The organism is Burkholderia lata (assembly GCF_000012945.1).
Taxonomy (GTDB): domain Bacteria; phylum Pseudomonadota; class Gammaproteobacteria; order Burkholderiales; family Burkholderiaceae; genus Burkholderia; species Burkholderia lata.
The window spans coordinates 1,087,341-1,105,542 of sequence record NC_007511.1 but is presented as its reverse complement, the minus strand read 5'-3'; the positions used below and the strand labels follow the sequence as shown (position 1 = coordinate 1,105,542).

15 protein-coding genes are annotated in these 18,202 nt (G+C 61.8%); 6 read left to right on the top strand and 9 right to left on the bottom strand.

Annotated elements, in window-relative coordinates; all coding sequences use genetic code 11:
- Nucleotides 1–48 precede the first annotated feature (48 nt).
- From BCEP18194_RS40260 to tssH, 9 genes are all read right to left on the bottom strand, one after another.
- Nucleotides 49–570, bottom strand: a complete 522-nt coding sequence (locus BCEP18194_RS40260) for a DUF3304 domain-containing protein (protein ID WP_011354594.1) — start codon at nucleotides 568–570, stop codon at nucleotides 49–51.
- Entirely contained in the window at nucleotides 567–1,451 is an 885-nt protein-coding gene (locus BCEP18194_RS27700; RefSeq protein WP_050781657.1) for a DUF4123 domain-containing protein, read from the bottom strand. Before BCEP18194_RS27700 ends, BCEP18194_RS40260 begins: the two co-directional genes overlap by 4 nt.
- 10 nt (nucleotides 1,452–1,461) lie before the next feature.
- Nucleotides 1,462–3,993: a type VI secretion system Vgr family protein gene (locus BCEP18194_RS27695; RefSeq protein WP_011354592.1), complete on the bottom strand. Its 2,532-nt coding sequence runs from the start codon at nucleotides 3,991–3,993 to the stop codon at nucleotides 1,462–1,464.
- 181 nt (nucleotides 3,994–4,174) lie between these two features.
- The gene (gene tssK, locus BCEP18194_RS27690; protein WP_011354591.1) at nucleotides 4,175–5,521 is read right to left on the bottom strand and encodes a type VI secretion system baseplate subunit TssK; all 1,347 of its coding nucleotides are present in this window, start codon (nucleotides 5,519–5,521) and stop codon (nucleotides 4,175–4,177) included.
- 31 nt (nucleotides 5,522–5,552) lie between these two features.
- Nucleotides 5,553–6,056, bottom strand: a complete 504-nt coding sequence (gene tssJ, locus BCEP18194_RS27685) for a type VI secretion system lipoprotein TssJ (RefSeq protein WP_011354590.1) — start codon at nucleotides 6,054–6,056, stop codon at nucleotides 5,553–5,555.
- 79 nt (nucleotides 6,057–6,135) lie between these two features.
- Nucleotides 6,136–6,621 (bottom strand): Hcp family type VI secretion system effector, encoded by a 486-nt coding sequence (locus BCEP18194_RS27680; protein WP_011354589.1) that lies wholly within the window; start codon nucleotides 6,619–6,621, stop codon nucleotides 6,136–6,138.
- 93 nt (nucleotides 6,622–6,714) lie between these two features.
- Nucleotides 6,715–8,208 carry a type VI secretion system contractile sheath large subunit gene (gene tssC / locus BCEP18194_RS27675; protein ID WP_011354588.1) on the bottom strand — a complete coding sequence of 498 codons (1,494 nt, stop codon included), beginning with the start codon at nucleotides 8,206–8,208 and terminating at the stop codon, nucleotides 6,715–6,717.
- A gap of 27 nt (nucleotides 8,209–8,235) precedes the next feature.
- Nucleotides 8,236–8,775, bottom strand: coding sequence for a type VI secretion system contractile sheath small subunit (gene tssB / locus BCEP18194_RS27670; protein WP_011354587.1), 540 nt, complete (start codon nucleotides 8,773–8,775; stop codon nucleotides 8,236–8,238).
- A gap of 36 nt (nucleotides 8,776–8,811) precedes the next feature.
- Nucleotides 8,812–11,493, bottom strand: a complete 2,682-nt coding sequence (gene tssH, locus BCEP18194_RS27665; protein WP_011354586.1) for a type VI secretion system ATPase TssH — start codon at nucleotides 11,491–11,493, stop codon at nucleotides 8,812–8,814.
- A gap of 537 nt (nucleotides 11,494–12,030) precedes the next feature.
- On the opposite strand from tssH, the gene BCEP18194_RS27660 reads away from it, so the two are divergent.
- Genes BCEP18194_RS27660 through BCEP18194_RS27635 form a run of 6 tightly spaced genes read left to right on the top strand, consistent with a single transcriptional unit; the run spans nucleotide 12,031 to nucleotide 18,194 of the window.
- Nucleotides 12,031–12,681, top strand: a complete 651-nt coding sequence (locus tag BCEP18194_RS27660; RefSeq protein ID WP_011354585.1) for a TagK domain-containing protein — start codon at nucleotides 12,031–12,033, stop codon at nucleotides 12,679–12,681.
- The gene (locus BCEP18194_RS27655) at nucleotides 12,678–13,532 is read left to right on the top strand and encodes a type VI secretion system accessory protein TagJ (RefSeq protein WP_011354584.1); all 855 of its coding nucleotides are present in this window, start codon (nucleotides 12,678–12,680) and stop codon (nucleotides 13,530–13,532) included. The genes BCEP18194_RS27660 and BCEP18194_RS27655 overlap by 4 nt, the downstream gene beginning before the upstream one ends.
- Nucleotides 13,525–14,097: a type VI secretion system baseplate subunit TssE gene (gene tssE / locus BCEP18194_RS27650; RefSeq protein ID WP_011354583.1), complete on the top strand. Its 573-nt coding sequence runs from the start codon at nucleotides 13,525–13,527 to the stop codon at nucleotides 14,095–14,097. The genes BCEP18194_RS27655 and tssE overlap by 8 nt, the downstream gene beginning before the upstream one ends.
- 37 nt (nucleotides 14,098–14,134) lie before the next feature.
- A complete protein-coding gene (gene tssF, locus BCEP18194_RS27645) occupies nucleotides 14,135–16,024 on the top strand; it encodes a type VI secretion system baseplate subunit TssF (protein WP_011354582.1) in 1,890 nt (629 codons plus the stop codon).
- Entirely contained in the window at nucleotides 16,024–17,079 is a 1,056-nt protein-coding gene (gene tssG, locus BCEP18194_RS27640) for a type VI secretion system baseplate subunit TssG (protein WP_011354581.1), read from the top strand. Before tssF ends, tssG begins: the two co-directional genes overlap by 1 nt.
- The gene (locus tag BCEP18194_RS27635) at nucleotides 17,076–18,194 is read left to right on the top strand and encodes an ImpA family type VI secretion system protein (RefSeq protein ID WP_011354580.1); all 1,119 of its coding nucleotides are present in this window, start codon (nucleotides 17,076–17,078) and stop codon (nucleotides 18,192–18,194) included. Before tssG ends, BCEP18194_RS27635 begins: the two co-directional genes overlap by 4 nt.
- Nucleotides 18,195–18,202 lie beyond the last annotated feature (8 nt).

Below are 18,202 nucleotides of genomic sequence, written 5' to 3'. Positions count from 1 at the left end.
TTCGCTGAATGGTTCGGGCCAACGGATCTCACTCATCGCATCTTCTCCTTACTTATTGTTCAATTCTGGGTCTAGTGCACCTTGCACGATGTAGGGATCCCGTTCAGCCGGTTTAGCCGGCATCGGCGGCTTATCCTGAATTTCAACGCGAATACGATCGCCCGGAAGAAAATGCACCCAAAAACCATAGGTCCGCGGCCCATACGGCGGAACTTCCGTGATCGCCGTGTACCATTTGCTCGGAGTTTTTCCATCTTGAATCTTGTCGACCCTCCACTTGACCACGAGCTTCATGTCAGGCCGCCATTTGGAAGGGATACTGATGCAACACATTCCCCCCCCACCACCAGAGCGAGACTCGCCATGCCGTTTCGGAAAAATGTTTGGCCCGCCCGCCCAAAGATCTTTACCTTCATTCCCGACACGAAATCCTGCGATGTAGTATTCGGTATAGTTGTAGCCGCTCACATCTGACGGATTGCTCTCGTCCGCATCGGAGCAACCCGCCAGTGTCAACAGCAACCCAACGACGAATACCACGGCGAAACGCTTCCAGATAGACTCGATCATTTCCCAACCTCCTGTTCTTGGAGTGCCTTCGCCTTCTTCTCGTGGCTACGCATCAACTCCCGCCAGACATAGGCCGGAACCATATCGAACGATTGCACCAACGGCGCTCCGCTGGCGACACTCGATCGAATCGCCGCTCGAACTTCATCTTGGCGTTCGAATGATTCTCCGTATTGGTACGAGGCCACACAGAACGCGTGGCGGTCTGCGCGTGAAATCAGCCCCAACTCACCTGCACGTTTATAGCCTCGAAGGAAATCCTTGAATCGCGTTGCATACGACTGATTCCCATCGATCAAACCAAGGTCGCTCAACTCGCTCATGAGCGCGTGCGGTTCGTCATGCCGTTCCAACTCATCGAGCTGCTGTTGACTAAAGAACAGGGGAATCTCTCCCGCGTCTGCGGCCGACGCGCGTGCGTCGATTCCAACGTGTTGCCACTCCGAGCGGCCTCCCCGGTACATCCACATCGTCAACGGGCGAGTTAGTTCTGCCTGTGCCGCTTTCCCCCAGACTTCCAGAATCGACGGAAGCGAACGCGGGTCGAACCAGCGGAGCAGTGCGTGCATCCCTTCACCGATGTCGACAAAGAGAAAGCGCTGCAGGTGCACCTTGAGCTCATCAATACTCAATGCGCTGCGCACCACGGTGAAGCATGGTCGATACCGGTCCAACTCATCGATGTGGCGAACCCATTCGCTCTTTGCATCGTCGATCTCGAAGAGGATCGGCGCGGAATTTCCGGCCTCTTCCTCCGGAAGCCCCTCGAACAACGATCGCACCTCTGGCGAGAATTCGAGCACCCATGTAGCAATCGAATCTGGATACTGAGCACCGTCAACCAGACCGTAAAGTTTTGCGTTGTCGTCTACTATCGTCATGATGCAAACCTTAGAGCCGAGGAACAGCGGATGCGCCACTCTTCGCGGCTTTCAGCAGGCACTCGATACACACCTTGGGAACGTGGAGCTCGACAGGCACTTCGTCTGGCTGAGGGAAATAGTGATTGGCTGCATGGGCAAGCCAGACGCCGCTCGTCCCGCTCTTGATACTGCCCTGTTCAAGCTCGATATAGCTGCCGCCCCCGTTCAACACCAATTTCTTCTTCGCGCTGATATGAATCGTGTCGCTGGTTATGTTGACCTCGAGCATGGCCAGCAGATTGATCGCCTTCTGAAGCGCGTGAATGTCGATGTTCCCGTCTGCCGCGACGGATTTCATGCCCCCACGTGCCGCAAACTGGCGCACTGAATCCTGTGCGCTGATGAGGACACTGCCGTTTGCCGACGCCGCGATGTGCTCCCCGCTCGTCAGTGCGACGTGCTGACCGCTTGCGATATGCGTTGTCGCTGGCGTCGTGGTCTGGATACCGGCAGCGCCGGCGATGACGACGTGCGGCGCACCGAGTTCAGAAAAGCCATCGGCGGCAGCGCCTTGCGATCCGCCTATCACAGCGTTCTGTTTGGCGAGCGTCTTGGCGACTTCCTCCTGATGGCTGTTCGCCTCTTGAGCCGTCGCCTGCTGCGCCAGTTCCGCGATCATCGTCTGCCAACGCTCGGCCTCTTCGAGTCGAGCCGTCGTTTCACCCATGTCGGTCACATGGGCCTGCGCGTCTTGCCGAACTTCGGTCGTGAGCAGCATCCCCTGCCCGGCACGAAATACGCCATGACCATCCGTGCGCAGTTCAGCCCCGCGACCACGCTCATCCTGCCGCCCTGCGTTGCCCGCAATACGCGTGATGTAACCCAAATTCAACTGCGACGCGCCTTCGTCGCTCGACAGATGCGCCTGAATTTTTCCGTTCGTATCGTCGAAGGCAAGCGTGTTCGCACGACGACCGCCGATCTCCCGGCTGCGATAGCCGGCCAGCGTCTGGTTCTCCGGCAACGCGAACGGCGGCATATTGAACGCATTGCTCGCGCTGCCCACGATGATCGGCAGGTCAGGATCGCCGTTGACGAAAGCGACTTCGACCTCATGTCCCCGACGCGGCAGGAAGATTCCACCGAACTGATCGCCATGCCATGCACCGGCCACTCGCACCCAACAACTTGAACGCTCGTCGTTATTGCCGAGCCGATCCCACAGAAACTGCAGCTTCACCCGACCATAGGCATCGGTCCAGATCTCCTGGTTCTCGGGACACGTCACAACGGCGTATTCGACGCCGGTCATGCGCGGCTTCGCGATAGTTCGCAACAGCCGGAATGGCTCGTTGGCCGGCTGCAGCGTGAAATCCGCTTCGCAGCGATAACGCTGACCGGAACCTGACGCTTCGCCGATATCCTCAATCGTCAGCATGCAGCCGACGACTGCATACTCTCGGTTGGCCGCGTCCTGCGGGTAGTGCGCCAGCACAAACGTCTGACCTGTGACGAGGCCGCGCAGGTTACCTTTACCGTAAGCCCTCAAGCCTTGGCAACGCCACGCCTGCATCTGCACCAGCGTCAGATACTCCGCCTCCGTGCGCGGCTCGTTGTGGTCGCCTGAAAGACCAGCCGCGCCAGCTTGAGGCTGCGCATAATCCCCCCATGAGTACTGCTCCTGATGGGCGAGCCCAGTGTCGCGGGGGTCCTCGCGCGTCACCTTGAGATTTGCGCGCGGCAACGTGTAGTCGTAGTCGACACTCGTCACTGCGCCCTTGGTCAGCGCATGTGATACCGAGAATTCGTGAATGTGCTCTTCATCAATCCGCCGACTGGTCGGCGGATCGTAGCGAAGTGCGGCATAGGCATCACTCAGCGGTTTGAGTGCCCCCATCGAGTCGCAAAGCACGAGACGATGCTTGCCCTCGTCGTGCTCGAAGAAATAATAGATGCCCCACTCTTCCCACAAGCGCTGCAGGAATGTCCAGTCGCTTTCGAGATGTTGGCGCTGGATGTCCCGTTTGGGCCATACCTTGTTCGGCCGCGGAGTCGTGAGTCGTTTTTCGACCGGAAACGGGTAGACCGAGAGTACCGCATCGGTGATCTCGACAACGGACATATCCTGGAAGATGCGGCAATCGCAGTTCTTGGTCGCGTGCCACAGCCACGGTCGGAGCGTGAGCTCATAGACGATCGACCGTCCGTCTTCACGCACGATCGTCGCATGGCTTACAACACCAGTGATCTCGCGCATGCCAGCACCGACGTTCGCCATTCCGGCGGCACCGGCTAGACCCGGAATGAAACGCCCTTTTCCCTCGAGCTGGATCGATACGGTCACTTCCGTGCCAATCAGCGCATCAAGATTGACGTTCGCAGCGATGCTCTGCGAAAACCCGAGCGAATCCGGCGTTTTCAGTTCGAGCGTGTACTCGAACAATTCTCCGATGATTTCGCCGCCGGTCAGCTTCATCGGAGTGAGGATCGACTGTCCGCCGTACATCGGCAGCGCAGCGCCGGAAACCGACAACGTCCGTGGTACATCAAGCAAAGCCATTCCGGGATCTCCGTTGAATCGATCGGATCACTGATCGTCTTTCATGTATTCGAGATGTGACGGATGTCCTACCTTACTTCCAACCATTTACGCGAAAGCAGCCCGACAATATCGCCAGGAAAATCAAATAGGTGATCGTTACCGCAGCCTTCTTGAACATATATCCTCACTTAAGTCGTGCTTATGCGCGTACGCCCCACAATTCGAGCTTGAGAGACGGAAACTCCCCCGCGACGTGCAGCGCAACACCGCCATGCCGCACCACCTCCTCCCACAGCGCCCCGCCCTGCATCAGCTCGTAATAGATGTATCCGGCGTTGAACGGAATCTGCCGCGGCGGCACCGGCAGGAGCTGCATGCCAACACCCGGCAGATGACTGCGCACCAGGCTCGGCAGCTTCTCCGACGGCCCCGCCTTTGCCTGCGCGAGAAACTGCTGGCGCAGCGCATCGGGCGGCATCGCCGCATGAACGGCCAGCACAAGCGACGCAAAACCCTGCATATCCACCGGATCGACCACCGCATTGCGCATGCCGTGGCCTTGGTCCTCGAGCACGATGCTCTGCGCGCTCCGCACCAGTACGGCGTTGAGCAGCCGATGCGTGTCGTCGACCACCGGCTTCAGGCAGAGATGCGGCGTCGTATGCTGATATGGCGGATGCGTATCGAGCGGGCGGCGCGTGTCTGTACGCAGATGGGTCGACAACTCGCCAGCCATCGCGATCAGCAACGTGTACACATCGGCAGGCGACGTGGTCGGCACGCTCAGCATGTGCTGCAGCAACGGCTCGTATCGATTCAGTATCTGCAACAACAGATAATCCGTGACCGTCGCCGCACTCGCGGTTGTGTCATCGGTACCGGCCAGCCGTTGCGACAACGCATTCGCACGCAGGTGGGCGAGATCGTGGATTTTCGTGACCCAGCTCGTCAGCAGATCGCTCGCGCCATAGCCGGACACGGGCGGCACGATCGTGTCGTCAAGTTCGATGCTGCCGTCCGCGCGGATGGTCTTCACACACGTCAGCGCAAGGCCGATCCATGCATCGCCCAGCTCCTTCTCGGGCACGAGGCGCAACCTCAGGTTCGACAACTGCACGGATTCAGGCGCCAGCCCGACTGAATTCGAGTCGCGCAGTTCGGTATCGAACACCTGGTAGCGCGCCATCGAATCCGCCTTGTTCTCGAAGGTGGTTTCCTCGCAGTTCGGCAAGCGCACCGGAACCGCCAGATAGATCACCTGATCGAGGTGTTCCTGACGGATCGTCAACGGCGGCGGCAACGGCGTGTTGCCCGGCGCATCGAACGGCGTGCCGTCGGCGAACACGCCGGCGGCCGCCTTGACGATCACCTTCCCGAGTGCGAGCGACTCAAGATCGAGCCCGTAATGCGCGAAGCCGAAGAAAAACGGCGACAGCGGCGCCGCACGCATGTGTGCGTACTTCTCGAAGTAGCGTTCCTGTTGCTGGAACAGTTGCGGTCTGAAAAACAACCCTTCCTGCCAGGCGACCTTGGCGTACCAGCTCATACGTATCGTCCGTTGTGTTGCGCGACGTGTTTCATTTCTTCTTCGCTTCGTCGATCCTGACGGCCTTGGCCTCAAGATCGACAATCAGTTTCAGCTTCGTTGTAAAGCGGTACCACGCCTTGTCAGGCGAGGCCGGCATCGTATAAACCGACCGCCACACCGCGTTCGGCAGGTCGCGATAGGCCGCGATCACGCCGATGGCAGTCGTTTCCGGATCCGGTCGGCGGACGACTTTCCGTTGCTCGCCGGGCCGCAGCTGGAACTCGTCGCGCTTGACGACGTCGTCGGCCAGCACCGTCTTGTCCTGATTCTCCAGCGTGAAGAAATCCGCCGCCTCGAATGCGTTGTCGTTCTTCAGCTCGTAGATGCGCACGACGATCGGCGCCGCCCGGCCACGATCGTCTGGATTGACGTCGGATGCCGCCTTGACGGCCAGTTCGAGCCGAACCGGCTCCTTCGGCTTCGGTTCGCCGCTCGCGCAGGCCGAGAGCAGCACGACGCCGGCGAGCGACGCGGCAGTCAGAATCGAACGCATGCAGAATTCACCTCGATGACGAACGAAATGCACCGTGCACGGAGAGCACGAACGCTCCGCCGCGCCCGGTGCCCCGCACTTACGCTTCCTTGTTGCCCTTGATGTCGAAGCTCGCCGTGACGGCGCCGCCGCTGCCGCCCTGCGCGTTCTGCACGACATACTCCTGCTTGACCTTCGAGAACGACAGCGACACCGTCTCGCGGCTCTTCTCTTCACCGGCCTTGCTGCCGGACGGCTTCACGCGCGTGACGATCACGTCGCTCATCGTGAGCTTCAGGTACTCGAGCGGATTGCCGCCGGCCTTGCGCATCACCAGCACGGCCTGGTCGATGTGCTTGCCCGTCAGCGCATACTTCATCAGGTTCGGGCTCGCACGGTCGATGTTGTGTTCGAACGTGAGATCCTTGACCGTTGCCTTGCCGGCACCGCCGCCGCTGCCCGAGTGCATCGACGATTCCTGCTGGATTTCCCAGTCCCAGTTCAGGATCTCGATTTCGTCCTTGTGCTTGTCATCGAGCGATTCACCGTTGATGCCGTCGATCTTCAGAAAAATGTCCTGCGACATGTGTAGTACTCCTTTTATTTAACGATTTGAAACTGGCCGATCGTCGGTTGCCGAAGCAAGCCGATGCCCGGCCCTGCGGGACCTACCGGGTGGTTAAGCGGCTTCCTTGATCGACGGCAGCTTCGTCACGAGCCGCAGCGAAACGGTCAGCCCTTCGAGCTGGAAGTGCGGGCGCAGGAAGAACTTCGCCTGGTAATAGCCGGGATTGCCTTCCACTTCCTCGACGAGCACTTCCGCAGCGGCGAGCGGCCGGCGCGCCTTCGTGTCCTGCGACGAGTTCGCAGGGTCGGCGTCGACGTAATGCATGATCCATTCGTTGAGCCAGCGCTGCATGTCCTCGCGCTCCTTGAATGCACCGATCTTGTCGCGCACGATGCACTTCAGGTAATGCGCGAAGCGCGAGCACGCGAACAGATACGGCAGGCGCGCGGACAGGTTCGCGTTGGCAGTCGCGTCGGGATCGTGATACTCGGCCGGCTTCTGCAGCGACTGCGCGCCGATGAAGGTCGCGTGATCGGTGTTCTTGCGATGCACGAGCGGGATGAAGCCGTTCTTCGACAGCTCGGCCTCGCGACGATCAGAAATCGCGATCTCGGTCGGGCACTTCATGTCGATCCCGCCGTCATCCGTCGGGAACGTATGGCACGGCAGGTTCTCGACCGTACCGCCCGATTCGACGCCGCGGATCAGCGAGCACCAGCCGTATTGCTTGAACGAGCGGTTGATGTTGACGCCCATCGCGTAGGCCGCGTTGGCCCAGCCATAGCGGCTGTGGTTCGAGCCGTTCGTATCTTCCTCGAAATCGAACTGGTCGACCGGATTGGTCTTCGCGCCATACGGCAGGCGCGCCAGGAAGCGCGGCATCGCGAGACCGACGTAGCGCGCATCCTCAGTATTGCGCAGCGAATTCCACGCGGTGTATTCGAGGTTCTGCGTGAAGATCTTGGTCAGGTCGCGCGGGTTGGCGAGTTCCTGCCAGGACTCCATCTGCAGCACCGACGGAGCCGCGCCGGTCACGAACGGCGTGTGCGAAGCCGCTGCCACCTTCGCGATCGAACCGAGCAGGTCGACGTCCGGCGGCGTATGGTCGAAGTAGTAGTCGGCCACGATGCAGCCGTACGGCTCGCCGCCGAGCTGGCCATATTCCTGCTCGTAGATCTGCTTGAAGAGCGGGCTCTGATCCCACGCCAGACCCTTGTAGCGACGCATCGAGCGATGCAGCTCGGCTTTCGAGACGTCCATCACGCGGATCTTCAGGTGTTCGTCCGTCTCCGTGTTCGACACGAGGTGGTTCAGGCCGCGCCACGCGGATTCGAGCGCCTGGTAGTCGTCGTGATGCAGGATCAGGTTGATCTGCTCGGAAAGCTTGTGATCGATCTGCGCGATGATGGCCGCGATGCTCTTGTAGGCGTCGTCGCTGATCGTGATCGATTGCGTGAGCGCCTGCTCCGCAAGCGTTTGCACCGCATGTTCGACCGCCGCGCGGGCCTGGTCCGTCTTCGGCCGGAATTCCCGCTCCAGCAGCTGCGTAAAGTCGGACTGGGTGGTCGCCTGGGCCTCGACGGCCGGTGCTTGCTGTTTTGCCATGATGGTCATCCTCGATCGGTTGGTCGGTCAGCTCGCGTCGCTCGAATCGGCCGCGCCTTCTTCGCGCCGCTCGGGCCGCGGCGCCGCGGCCAGCGACTTCAGCAGGGCCGGGTCCTGCAGCAACTGGGTGACGAGCGCCTCTGCCCCCGACTTGCCGTCCATGTATGTCTGCAGGTTCGCCAGTTGCGTACGCGCCTGAAGCAGGCGGCGCAGCGGCTCCACCTTGTCGGCGATCGCGGCCGGCGAGAAGTCCTCCATGCTTTCGAAGGTCATGTCGACCATCATCTGGCCTTCGCCCGTCAGCGTATTCGGTACGGCGAACGCAACGCGCGGCCGGATCGCCTTCATGCGCTCGTCGAAGTTGTCGATATCGATTTCCAGGAACTGGCGATCCGACACCGCAGGCAGCGGTTCGACCGGATGCTTGCCGGACAGGTCGGCGAGTACGCCCATCACGAACGGAAGCTCGATTTTCTTCTCCGAGCCATACACTTCAACGTCGTATTCGATCTGCACGCGCGGCGCACGATTGCGCGCGATGAACTTCTGCGAACTGCTAGCGGACATGAACAGTCTCCTGACAGGGATTGACGGATGTCGAGCTCAACGACACGGCTCGACAGGATGAGAAGGGGTCGCCTCGAACGTCAGCGCCTGGGCAGGCGAAGCGGAGGCATCGGCCACGCCGATCGCGATGCGTGTGAGCGGCGCGCGCGATGTGAACGCGTCAAGCCAGAGCGCGGAAAGGCGCGGCAGCACGTGTTGTTCGATGAAGCCGATGAGCACGCGCGCACCGGTCTCCTGAACCAGGCAACGGCCGACGATGTAGTTCACGACCGTGGCGTCGTAGGCAAGCGCGATGTCGTGGCTGTCCGCCATGCGTTTCACGACGCGATCCAGATGCAGGCGAACGATGCTGGCGAGCGCGTCGTCGGCAAGCGGCCGGTACGGCACGACCGTCACGCGCCCCATGAATGCCGCCGGAAATGCGCTCAGCAATTCCGGGGCTAGCGCGGCCCGCAGGTGGTCGAAATCGGGCGACAGTGCCGGATCCGCGCACAGGCTCGCGCTCAGTTCGGCACCGACGTTGCTCGTCAGCAGGATGGTGGTATTGCGGAAATCGATATGGCGACCATCGCCGTCCTCCATGTATCCCTTGTCGAACACCTGGAAGAACATTTCATGTACGTCGCGATGCGCCTTCTCGATCTCGTCGAGCAGCACGACCGCGTAAGGGCGACGGCGCACCGCTTCGGTCAGCACACCGCCCTCGCCGTAGCCGACATAGCCGGGCGGCGCACCTTTCAGGCCCGACACCGTGTGCGACTCCTGATACTCGCTCATGTTGATCGTGATCAGGTTCTGTTCGCCCCCGTACAGCGCTTCGGCAAGCGCCAGCGCGGTTTCGGTCTTGCCGACACCGGACGGGCCGGCCAGCAGGAATACGCCCAGCGGTTTCTTCGGATCGGTCATACCCGACCGCGCAGTCTGTACACGCTCGCCGATCAGGTGCAGCGCTTCGCTTTGTCCGATCACGCGCGCGCCGAGCGTTTCCGGCAAGCGACGCACGGCGGCGACCTCGTCGATGACCATGCGGCCGACCGGGATTCCGGTCCAGTCCGAAACGATTTCGGCGACGATGGATTCGTCGACCTCGGGAAAGACGAGCGGCACATCGCCCTGCAGCTTGGCCAGCGTACGTTCAAGTTTGCGCAGTTGATCGACCGATACCGGTGAATCTCCTGTGCCTGCGATCGCGGCATCTCTGCCGGCGAGCAACGCCTGGGCGGCTGACACCTGCTCGCGCCAGCGATCCGCGATTGCCGCTTCTTCCGTCGCCAGCACGTCGATGCGCGTGCGGACGCGATTCAACGCCTTGTCCGCATCAATACCGATACGGGCCTCGTGCACCAACAGCAACTCTTCTGCGCGCGCGGCCGCCAGCCGCTGCCGCACGTCATCCAGCTCGCGCGGCGTCGCATGCTGCGACAGCGCCACACGCGCGCATGCAGTGTCGAGCAGGCTGATCGCCTTGTCGGGCAACTGACGGGACGGGATATAGCGATGCGACAGCGTCACCGATGCCCGGATCGCTTCGTCCCGAACAACGACGCCATGATGCGACGAGAACGTCGGCACGAGCCCGCGAATCATGTCGGTCGCAGCCGCCTCGGACGGCTCCGCGACCAGCAATACCTGAAAGCGCCGGGTCAGCGCCGGATCCTTCTCGATATGCCGCTTGTATTCGGCCCAAGTCGTCGCACCGATCATGCGGATCGTACCGCGCGCGAGTGCCGGTTTCAGGAGGTTGGCAGCATCACCCGTGCCGGCCTGTCCACCCGCGCCAATCAGCGTATGAATTTCGTCGACAAAGAGGATGACGGGAACCGCCGATCTTGCCGCAGCCTCGAGCACCCCCTTCAGGCGAGCCTCGAACTCGCCCTTCATGCTCGCCCCTGCGAGAAGCGCGCCCACATCGAGGCTCAGCAGGCGTACCTCCGCGAGATTCGGCGGCACGTTGCCCGATGCAATCGCACGCGCCAGCCCTTCCACGACAGCCGTCTTGCCGACGCCGGCCTCGCCGGTAACCAGCGGATTGTTCTGCCGCCGGCGCAGCAACACGTCGATCATGGTGCGGATCTCGAGTTCGCGGCCGATGACCGGATCGATTTCTCCTGCGCGGGCCAGAGCGGTGAGATCCAGGCAATACTGCTCGAGTGCATTGCCCTTCGACGTGCCCGACACGGCACTGGATGCCTCGCCCGGCAAGGCCGGCTCGAGTTCGCTGTGATCGTACGCCCCGTCGGCCGCCTCCGGCGAACCAGCGATCCAGGCAGGCACCACATCGCCGAAGCCTTCCACCGGGATCTTGCCGAATTCCGGGGAAATCGCGAGCAGCACGCGCCGCAGTTCGGGGGTCGAGACAAGCGCCGCAATCAGCCATGCACCGCGCACACGATGGTCACCATGCCCGAGTGTCGACAGCACCCAACCACGTTCGATCGCCGCTTCAACATGCCACGAGAAATCGCTGATCGAACTCGCGCCTGCCGGCAAGTCAGCCAGCGCCCGCGCAAGATCGCGCTCGAGCGCATCGCGATCGATATGCGCATGGCGCACGATCCGCTGCAGGTCGCCGTCCGGCTGCTGGAGCAGTTGATGCAGCCAATGGACAAGTTCGACGAACGGGTTCCCGCGCAGTTTGCAGAAACTCGTTGCCGACTCGATTCCTCGGTAAAGCTCGACCCCGAGCTTGCCGAACAAGGTCTGGCGTGAAATGTTCATGGTGGTCTAGTTTTGTTCGTTAGCGTGTCGCGAACGAATCCGTCACGGCAGTAAGGACTCCTTTATGGATACCTTGCCAGATGGGATCGACGACTTTCGAAACACGCTTCTCTCTCAGGTTCGGAAAAGGCGGCCACTCCGAATCGGGAGTCGCATTATCAACACGAAACAATAATTGCGTCAACGCAATAATGTCGCCAACAACATCAATTAAAAGTTCGGACTAGTCTTATATTTCATCAGATCTTGATTCACACAAAAAATCCTGATCAGCCATGTGAAAAACGGCAAAAACCACCAAACACCCCGTCTACAAGCCATTGTTATTTCGAGATAAATTCCAAAATCAGACGAACAATGACGCAAGCGAACGATTTCATTTTTTTGTCGGAATAACGTTTCCGCTTATTCGTTGCAATTTTTGACAATCAATTTTCCATCAATCTCAATACATTTACGTCCACAGCGCTTTTTCGAGATGAAAGATTCGTCGATACTCGCGTTTGATTTTCAGATCTTTCGCTATCGAACCTGCTCATGCGCTCCCTTCTCTTGCCCTGGCGTCGTCAGTCGAACACCTCGCTCATCGCGCCCACGCCGGAGGACGCACGCTCGCAGCCCGTTGCCGGCACGTTGCCGCTGGACGACGCCTTCGGTCCCGTTCGCATCGACGACGACATGCTCGGCCTCCTCGGTATCGGCACCCGGGATGGTGCGGCAGCCTATCCGCATACCGCAGCTGACACGGCCGGCGTCGACGCCGACCACACCGATGCACTGATCGATACGCTTCATGCGCAGTACTGGCGTGCCCTGACCGACCCCGGCGCGCCGATCGCGTCAGTATGGGCTCCATCGGTAGACGACACGGCCCTGCACCAGAACACACCGGATCATCGGCACGACACGCATGCCGACGAAACCCGCGAGCGTTCGGAATCGATCGAGACGCTCCTGTCAGGTAATCGCACGATCGAGGATGCTTTCGGTCATCTGGAAGGGCACGTGGAAGCGGTGATCGGTGGCGAATCCGTTCCGGAGATCCTGCAACTGTTCGCGCCGCTCGAATTTCATACCCAGTCGGCGCACCGCTCCCTCTCGCCGCCTCCGCCGCTTACCCGGCGCGAGCACCATGCGCTGTCCGTGGACAGTCCGCTGGCCGCGCCCTTGCGCAAGGACCAACCATGACCACACTCACCGCCACCGCTACGCCCTCCGCTCAACGTGCGGGCGACCTCCCGCTAGTCGACCAGATCGCACGTATCGAAGCGAACATCCGCTCGCAACCGACGAGCGCCTCCCATCGCTGGGCACTGTTCCAGTTGATGTGCCTCGTGGGTGAATGGTCACGCGCCATTCAGCAACTGCAGGTTTGGGCGCAGCTTGAACCGGCTCAGGCTCGAACCGCGCAGGTGTATCGCGATCTGATCCGTGCCGAACGGTGGCGGGCAAAGGTCGTCGAGGGCCGGGAGCGACCCGGTGCCGTTCTTCCATCGCCGCCGTGGATCGAGGCGATGCTGGACGCGATCCGCCACGCGGCCGACGGGCAGGTCGAACAAGCCGACACCCTCCGCGATACGGCATTTCAGGCTGCATCCGACGTTCCGCTCGTCGCGCCACTGCAGGGCCCTGCCGCATGGATTGCGGACAGCGACACCCGTTTCGGCCCGGTCTGCGAAGTCATCACGGCCGGACACTATCGCTGGGTACCGTTCGCCGACCTGGCGGCATGGCGCGTGTCGCAGCCGGCGCAACCGGTCGATCTGGTCTGGGCACCGTGCACACTCACCTACATCGACGGAAGCCTCGTCCACGGCTTCATGCCGGCCCGCTATCCGGGTTCGGAAACCGGCAGTGACGCCGTGCGCCTTGGGCGCGAAACCCGCTGGCACGACATCAGCCGCACGGGTGTCGTCGCGCTCGGACAGAAAACCTGGGCAACCGACGTGGGCGACTTCAGCCTGTTCGAGCTGGCGCACGCCGAGTTCGGCTCGCGCGCTGCGCCTGCCGCGATCGACGCGGATCAATCCCATGACTGAGCACCGGAAGCGCCAGCCGGGTGCCGACACCCCGACCGCACGTACGCCGCGACGGGCCAGTTCGTATCTGATGCCGACGCTGCTCGATCGCCTGCGCGACGACGCACCGCATCGGCAGACCGAAGCCCCGGAGGAATACACCGTCACGCGCAAGCAGATGCGCGACATAGTGCAGCGCGATCTCGCCTATCTGCTCAACACGACGAGTATCGAAGACCGGATCGATCGCGGCCGCCATCCGCAAGCAGCGGCATCGACAGTGAATTTCGGCGTCCCGCCGCTTGCCGGCACGTTTATCGCATCACGCCAGTGGAACGATGTCGAAAAGATGATCAGCCGGGCCATCGGCGATTTCGAACCGCGCCTGATCCCGGATTCGCTGCTGATATCACCCCGCACCACCGCCGATGCCGATGCCGATTCCGCGGGTGAACATCACAACGTGCTCGCCTTCGAAGTCCGCGGCCTGATTCACATGGATCCGTATCCGCTCGAATTCATGGTGCAAAGCTCGCTGGATCTCGAAACAAGCGAAATCCGCATCACGGGCATGCGCGCCGGCTGAGCACGGCGCACACACCGACTACAACGAGACCTCTCCGATGGACCCGCGACTGCTCGACTACTACAACCAGGAACTCATTTACATGCGCGAGCTCGCCGCCGAGTTCGCGCATGCCCATCCGAAAATCGCACGACGACTCGGCATGCAGACCGGCGAAGTGGCGGACCCTTATGTCGAGCGTCTCATCGAATCGTTCAGCTTCATGGCTGCGCGCATGCAGATCAAGCTCGACGCTGAGTTTCCGCGCTTCACGGAACGGCTACTCGAGGTCACCTATCCGAACTACGTCGCGCCGACCCCGTCGATCTCGATCGCTCGCCTGTATCCCGGACAGGCAGAAGGCAACCTCGTCAATGGCTATCGCCTTGCTCGCGGGACCTCGTTCACCGCGAAGATTCCCGATGGAGAGCGCACGGCATGCCAGTTCACGAACGGGCAGGACATCACGCTGTGGCCGCTCACGATCACCGAGGCACGGCTGACAGGCATTCCACCCGACATCCCGGCGCTGGAGCGCTATAGTCCGCCCGACAAGCAAGTGCGCGGCGCGCTGCGGATCAGGCTCGCGACCACGGGGAACATGCGGATCGCCGACCTGAAAGGACTCGAGCGGCTTCCGGTGTATCTGGCAGGCGACGAACAGGTCGCATCGCACCTGTTCGAGTTGCTGCATGCGGGCGGAATTGCCTCCGTGATCGGTGCACCTGGAGAATTCGGCACACCTGGTCGCTCGCTCGCGGCCGTCATGGAAACCGCGATCGAACACGAAGGACTGGGTGTCGATCAAAGCCTGTTGCCGCTCAACTGGGCCAAGTTCCACGGGCACAACCTGCTGCATGAATACTTCGCGTGCCCCGCGCGGTTCTGGTTTTTTGCGTTGAACGGCCTTGCCGAGGGCTTTTCGCGGGTCAATGGCAGAGAGGTCGAGATCGTCGTGCTGCTCGACCGGGCGCCCGGGCCACTCGCCAATCTCGTCGATGCATCACGCTTCGCACTCTTCTGCACGCCCGTCATCAATCTGTTCCGCAAACATACCGACCGGGTCGAGATCTCGCCGCGCGACACCGAATTCCATCTGGTGCCGGCGAGACTCACGCCACTCGACTACGAGGTGTTCTCGGTCCGCACCGTCTATGGGCAGGTGGCCGCGACGTCTTCCGAACTCGAGTTCCGGCCGCTCTATCAGACGCTGAACAACGACGAAGGCAATCACGGTCGTTACTTTTCGGTGCGGCGCGAGCGTCGCCTGCTGTCCGATTCGGCACGCCGCTACGGTACGCGCACGCCTTACGTCGGTACGGAGGTATTTCTCTCGCTCGTCGACCAGGCAGAGGCGCCGTACGGCGAAAACATTCGCTTCCTGTCGGTCGAGGCACTGTTGACGAACCGGGATCTCGCCACACTCGTGCCGCGCAACGGCGTGCACGACCTGGAAACCGCACAGTCCGCGCCGGTCGACAGCATCGGCCTCATTCGCCCGCCGAGCGCACCGTTGCCGCCTTATGCCGAGCGGGAAATGGCGTGGCGCCTGATCCGCCAGCTGAACTTCAACTATCTGCCGCTCGAAGCACTCGATCATCGGGAAGGCGGTCAAGGCCTGCGCGACCTGCTGCGTCTGTACCTCGTGGATGGCGACTCAGGGCAAGGCCGTCAGGTCGAGAGCCTCGTGGGTGCGAAAACGCGCCCCGTCACGCGCAAGCTGCCGGGAACCGGCCCGATGACCTTCGGCCGCGGCATCGAATGTGCGCTGACGGTCGACGAGACAGGCTTCTCGGGCGTAAGTCCCTATCTCTTCGGGGTGATCCTCGAGCATTGGCTCGCGCGGCACGTCTCGATCAACAGCTTCACGCAGACGGAGTTGCACTCGATGCAACGCGGCCGGATCGCGCGATGGCCGGCGCGCACGGGCACGCGCGGAGCGCTGTAATGAAGCGCGCCACACTACCCACGTTGTCGCCCGAATTGATCGAAGCCCTGCAGGCCGAACCCTGGCGCTTCGGATTCCTGTCGTTGTTACGGCGGATCGGCGCGAACCCGGCGGTCGACCCGATCGGCACCGCACGCCGGCCACGGGCCGAACCGTTCAGACTAGGCCAACAGCCGAGCCTGGCCTTCCCGCCGCGGGAAATCGCGAGCGCACACGAGACGGCCGGGCGACTCAAGGTGCGGCTGTTCGGCCTCGGCATGCTGGGGCCCAACGGTCCATTGCCGATCCACGTTACCGAGATCGCGAAGGACCGGGAAAGCAGCCGCCGCGACACGACCACCGTCGACTTCTTCGACATCTTCCATCACCGGTTCTTCACCCTGTTCTATCGGGCGTGGGCTTCGGCGCAAGCCGCTGCGGGCCTCGACCGAAAACACGACGAGCAATTCTCGTTCTATATCGCAAGCCTCGTCGGGCAAGCGGTCGGCGAAATCGACCGGCGCCCTCTTCCGTCGCATGCGCGCCTTGCCGCTTCGTCCCATCTCGTCCGCGAGTCGCGTAATCCGGACGGGCTTCGCACCACGCTCGAACACTACTTCGGCGTTCCAGTCACCCTCGAGGAAAACGTCTTTCACTGGATCGAAATCGATCCGGCCGACTGCGGGCGCATCGGATACCCGGGCGCTGCGGCCACGATGGGCCGGGGCGCCGTGCTCGGGCGTGTCGCACCGGATCGTCAGCACCGGTTCCGCATCGTAATCGGCCCCGTCGATCTGGATGCATACCTGCGCTTCACGCCGCAAGGCGAAGATCTGCCGCGACTCGTCGAGTGGGTTCGGGCATTCGTCGGCCACGAGCTCGAGTGGGAACTGGAACTTCGCATCAAGCCCGAGAGCGCGCCGCCGGCCGTCATGGGTGGCCGGCAACGCATGGGCTGGTCCGGCTGGCTGGGCCGCCCCGCCGCCGACAAGCCGATCACCGGCATGCGCTTCGAGCCGGAACGCCATGCACGCCATTTCAATCGTCGCGCCCCTGTCTCCGACCATCGACAATGAGCAAAAAATCATCTCCCGCCTCAAACAAGCCTGTCCGTTCACCCGTCGCAGATACGCCGCATGACGACTGGCTGGCGCCGTTGAACGGTACCGAGCCGTGCGGCCCGGATCTCGAATACGACCACGATTTCGTGGTGCTATTTGCCGGCAGCGCGCCTAGACCGGATGTGCAATACGGCACATTCGTCGGTTCGCCCGAACCGCTCAACTGGAGCGAAACCGAGCGGGACTGCCGGCGGTTGATGACGCGCACGAAGGACATACGCGTTGCCGTGCTGCATACGCGCTGTCGCACGCGCCTGGGCGGCGTGGCAGGCCTATGGGAAGGAATGCGGTTACTGGCGGCGTGGTTGCAGGCATTTCCGGAGCAGGTCCATCCGCAGGCCGATGCCGACAACGATCGCCATGCAGCGCTCGAAATGCGAATGAACGCGCTGCAAGCGCTGTCGGATCCGGAAGGGTTGCTGGCCGATGTGCGAGAGATCGTACTGATGCGATCGACTGCCACCCGGTTGCAGGTTCGTGACGTCGAGCGCGCGTTCGCGCATCCGCGTCCGGTCGATGCGCTCGCGCCCGATTCGGTCATCCTGCAATTGCAGAACCTGCGGGAACAGCAGCCGTCAACGATGAAGGCCTTCGACGACGCGATCTCGAGTCTCTCCGCTATCGATTCGTGGTGCTCGACGCACCTCGAGACGTACCTGCCGGATTTTTCCCCGTTGATCCGCCTGCTCAAGCTATTTCAAGCAAGCGATTCGCTGGACGAAACCAGGCCTGACACTTTGCCCGCAGCCAAATACGAAGATCGCGACACGGATGCGCCGTCAGTGCTCGCCGAAGCAGTGCCCTCGCCAGTACTTCCGGATAGCGAATCTGCTGTTTCGCCGGACTCGCCTTCCATTGTTGCGCGCCCCGACCATGTACCGATGGACCGGCAAGCAGCGCTTACACTGATCTACACGGCACGCCGGTGGTTCGAAACCAACGAACCAAGTAGCCCGATCCCGGTGCTGCTCAGGCGCGCGGAGCAATTCGTCGGAAAGCGCTATGTTGATGTCGTCAGGGCCATTCCGGCGGAGCTTCTCACGCAGTGGGAAGAAGCAGACGGCGCATGACCGCACCT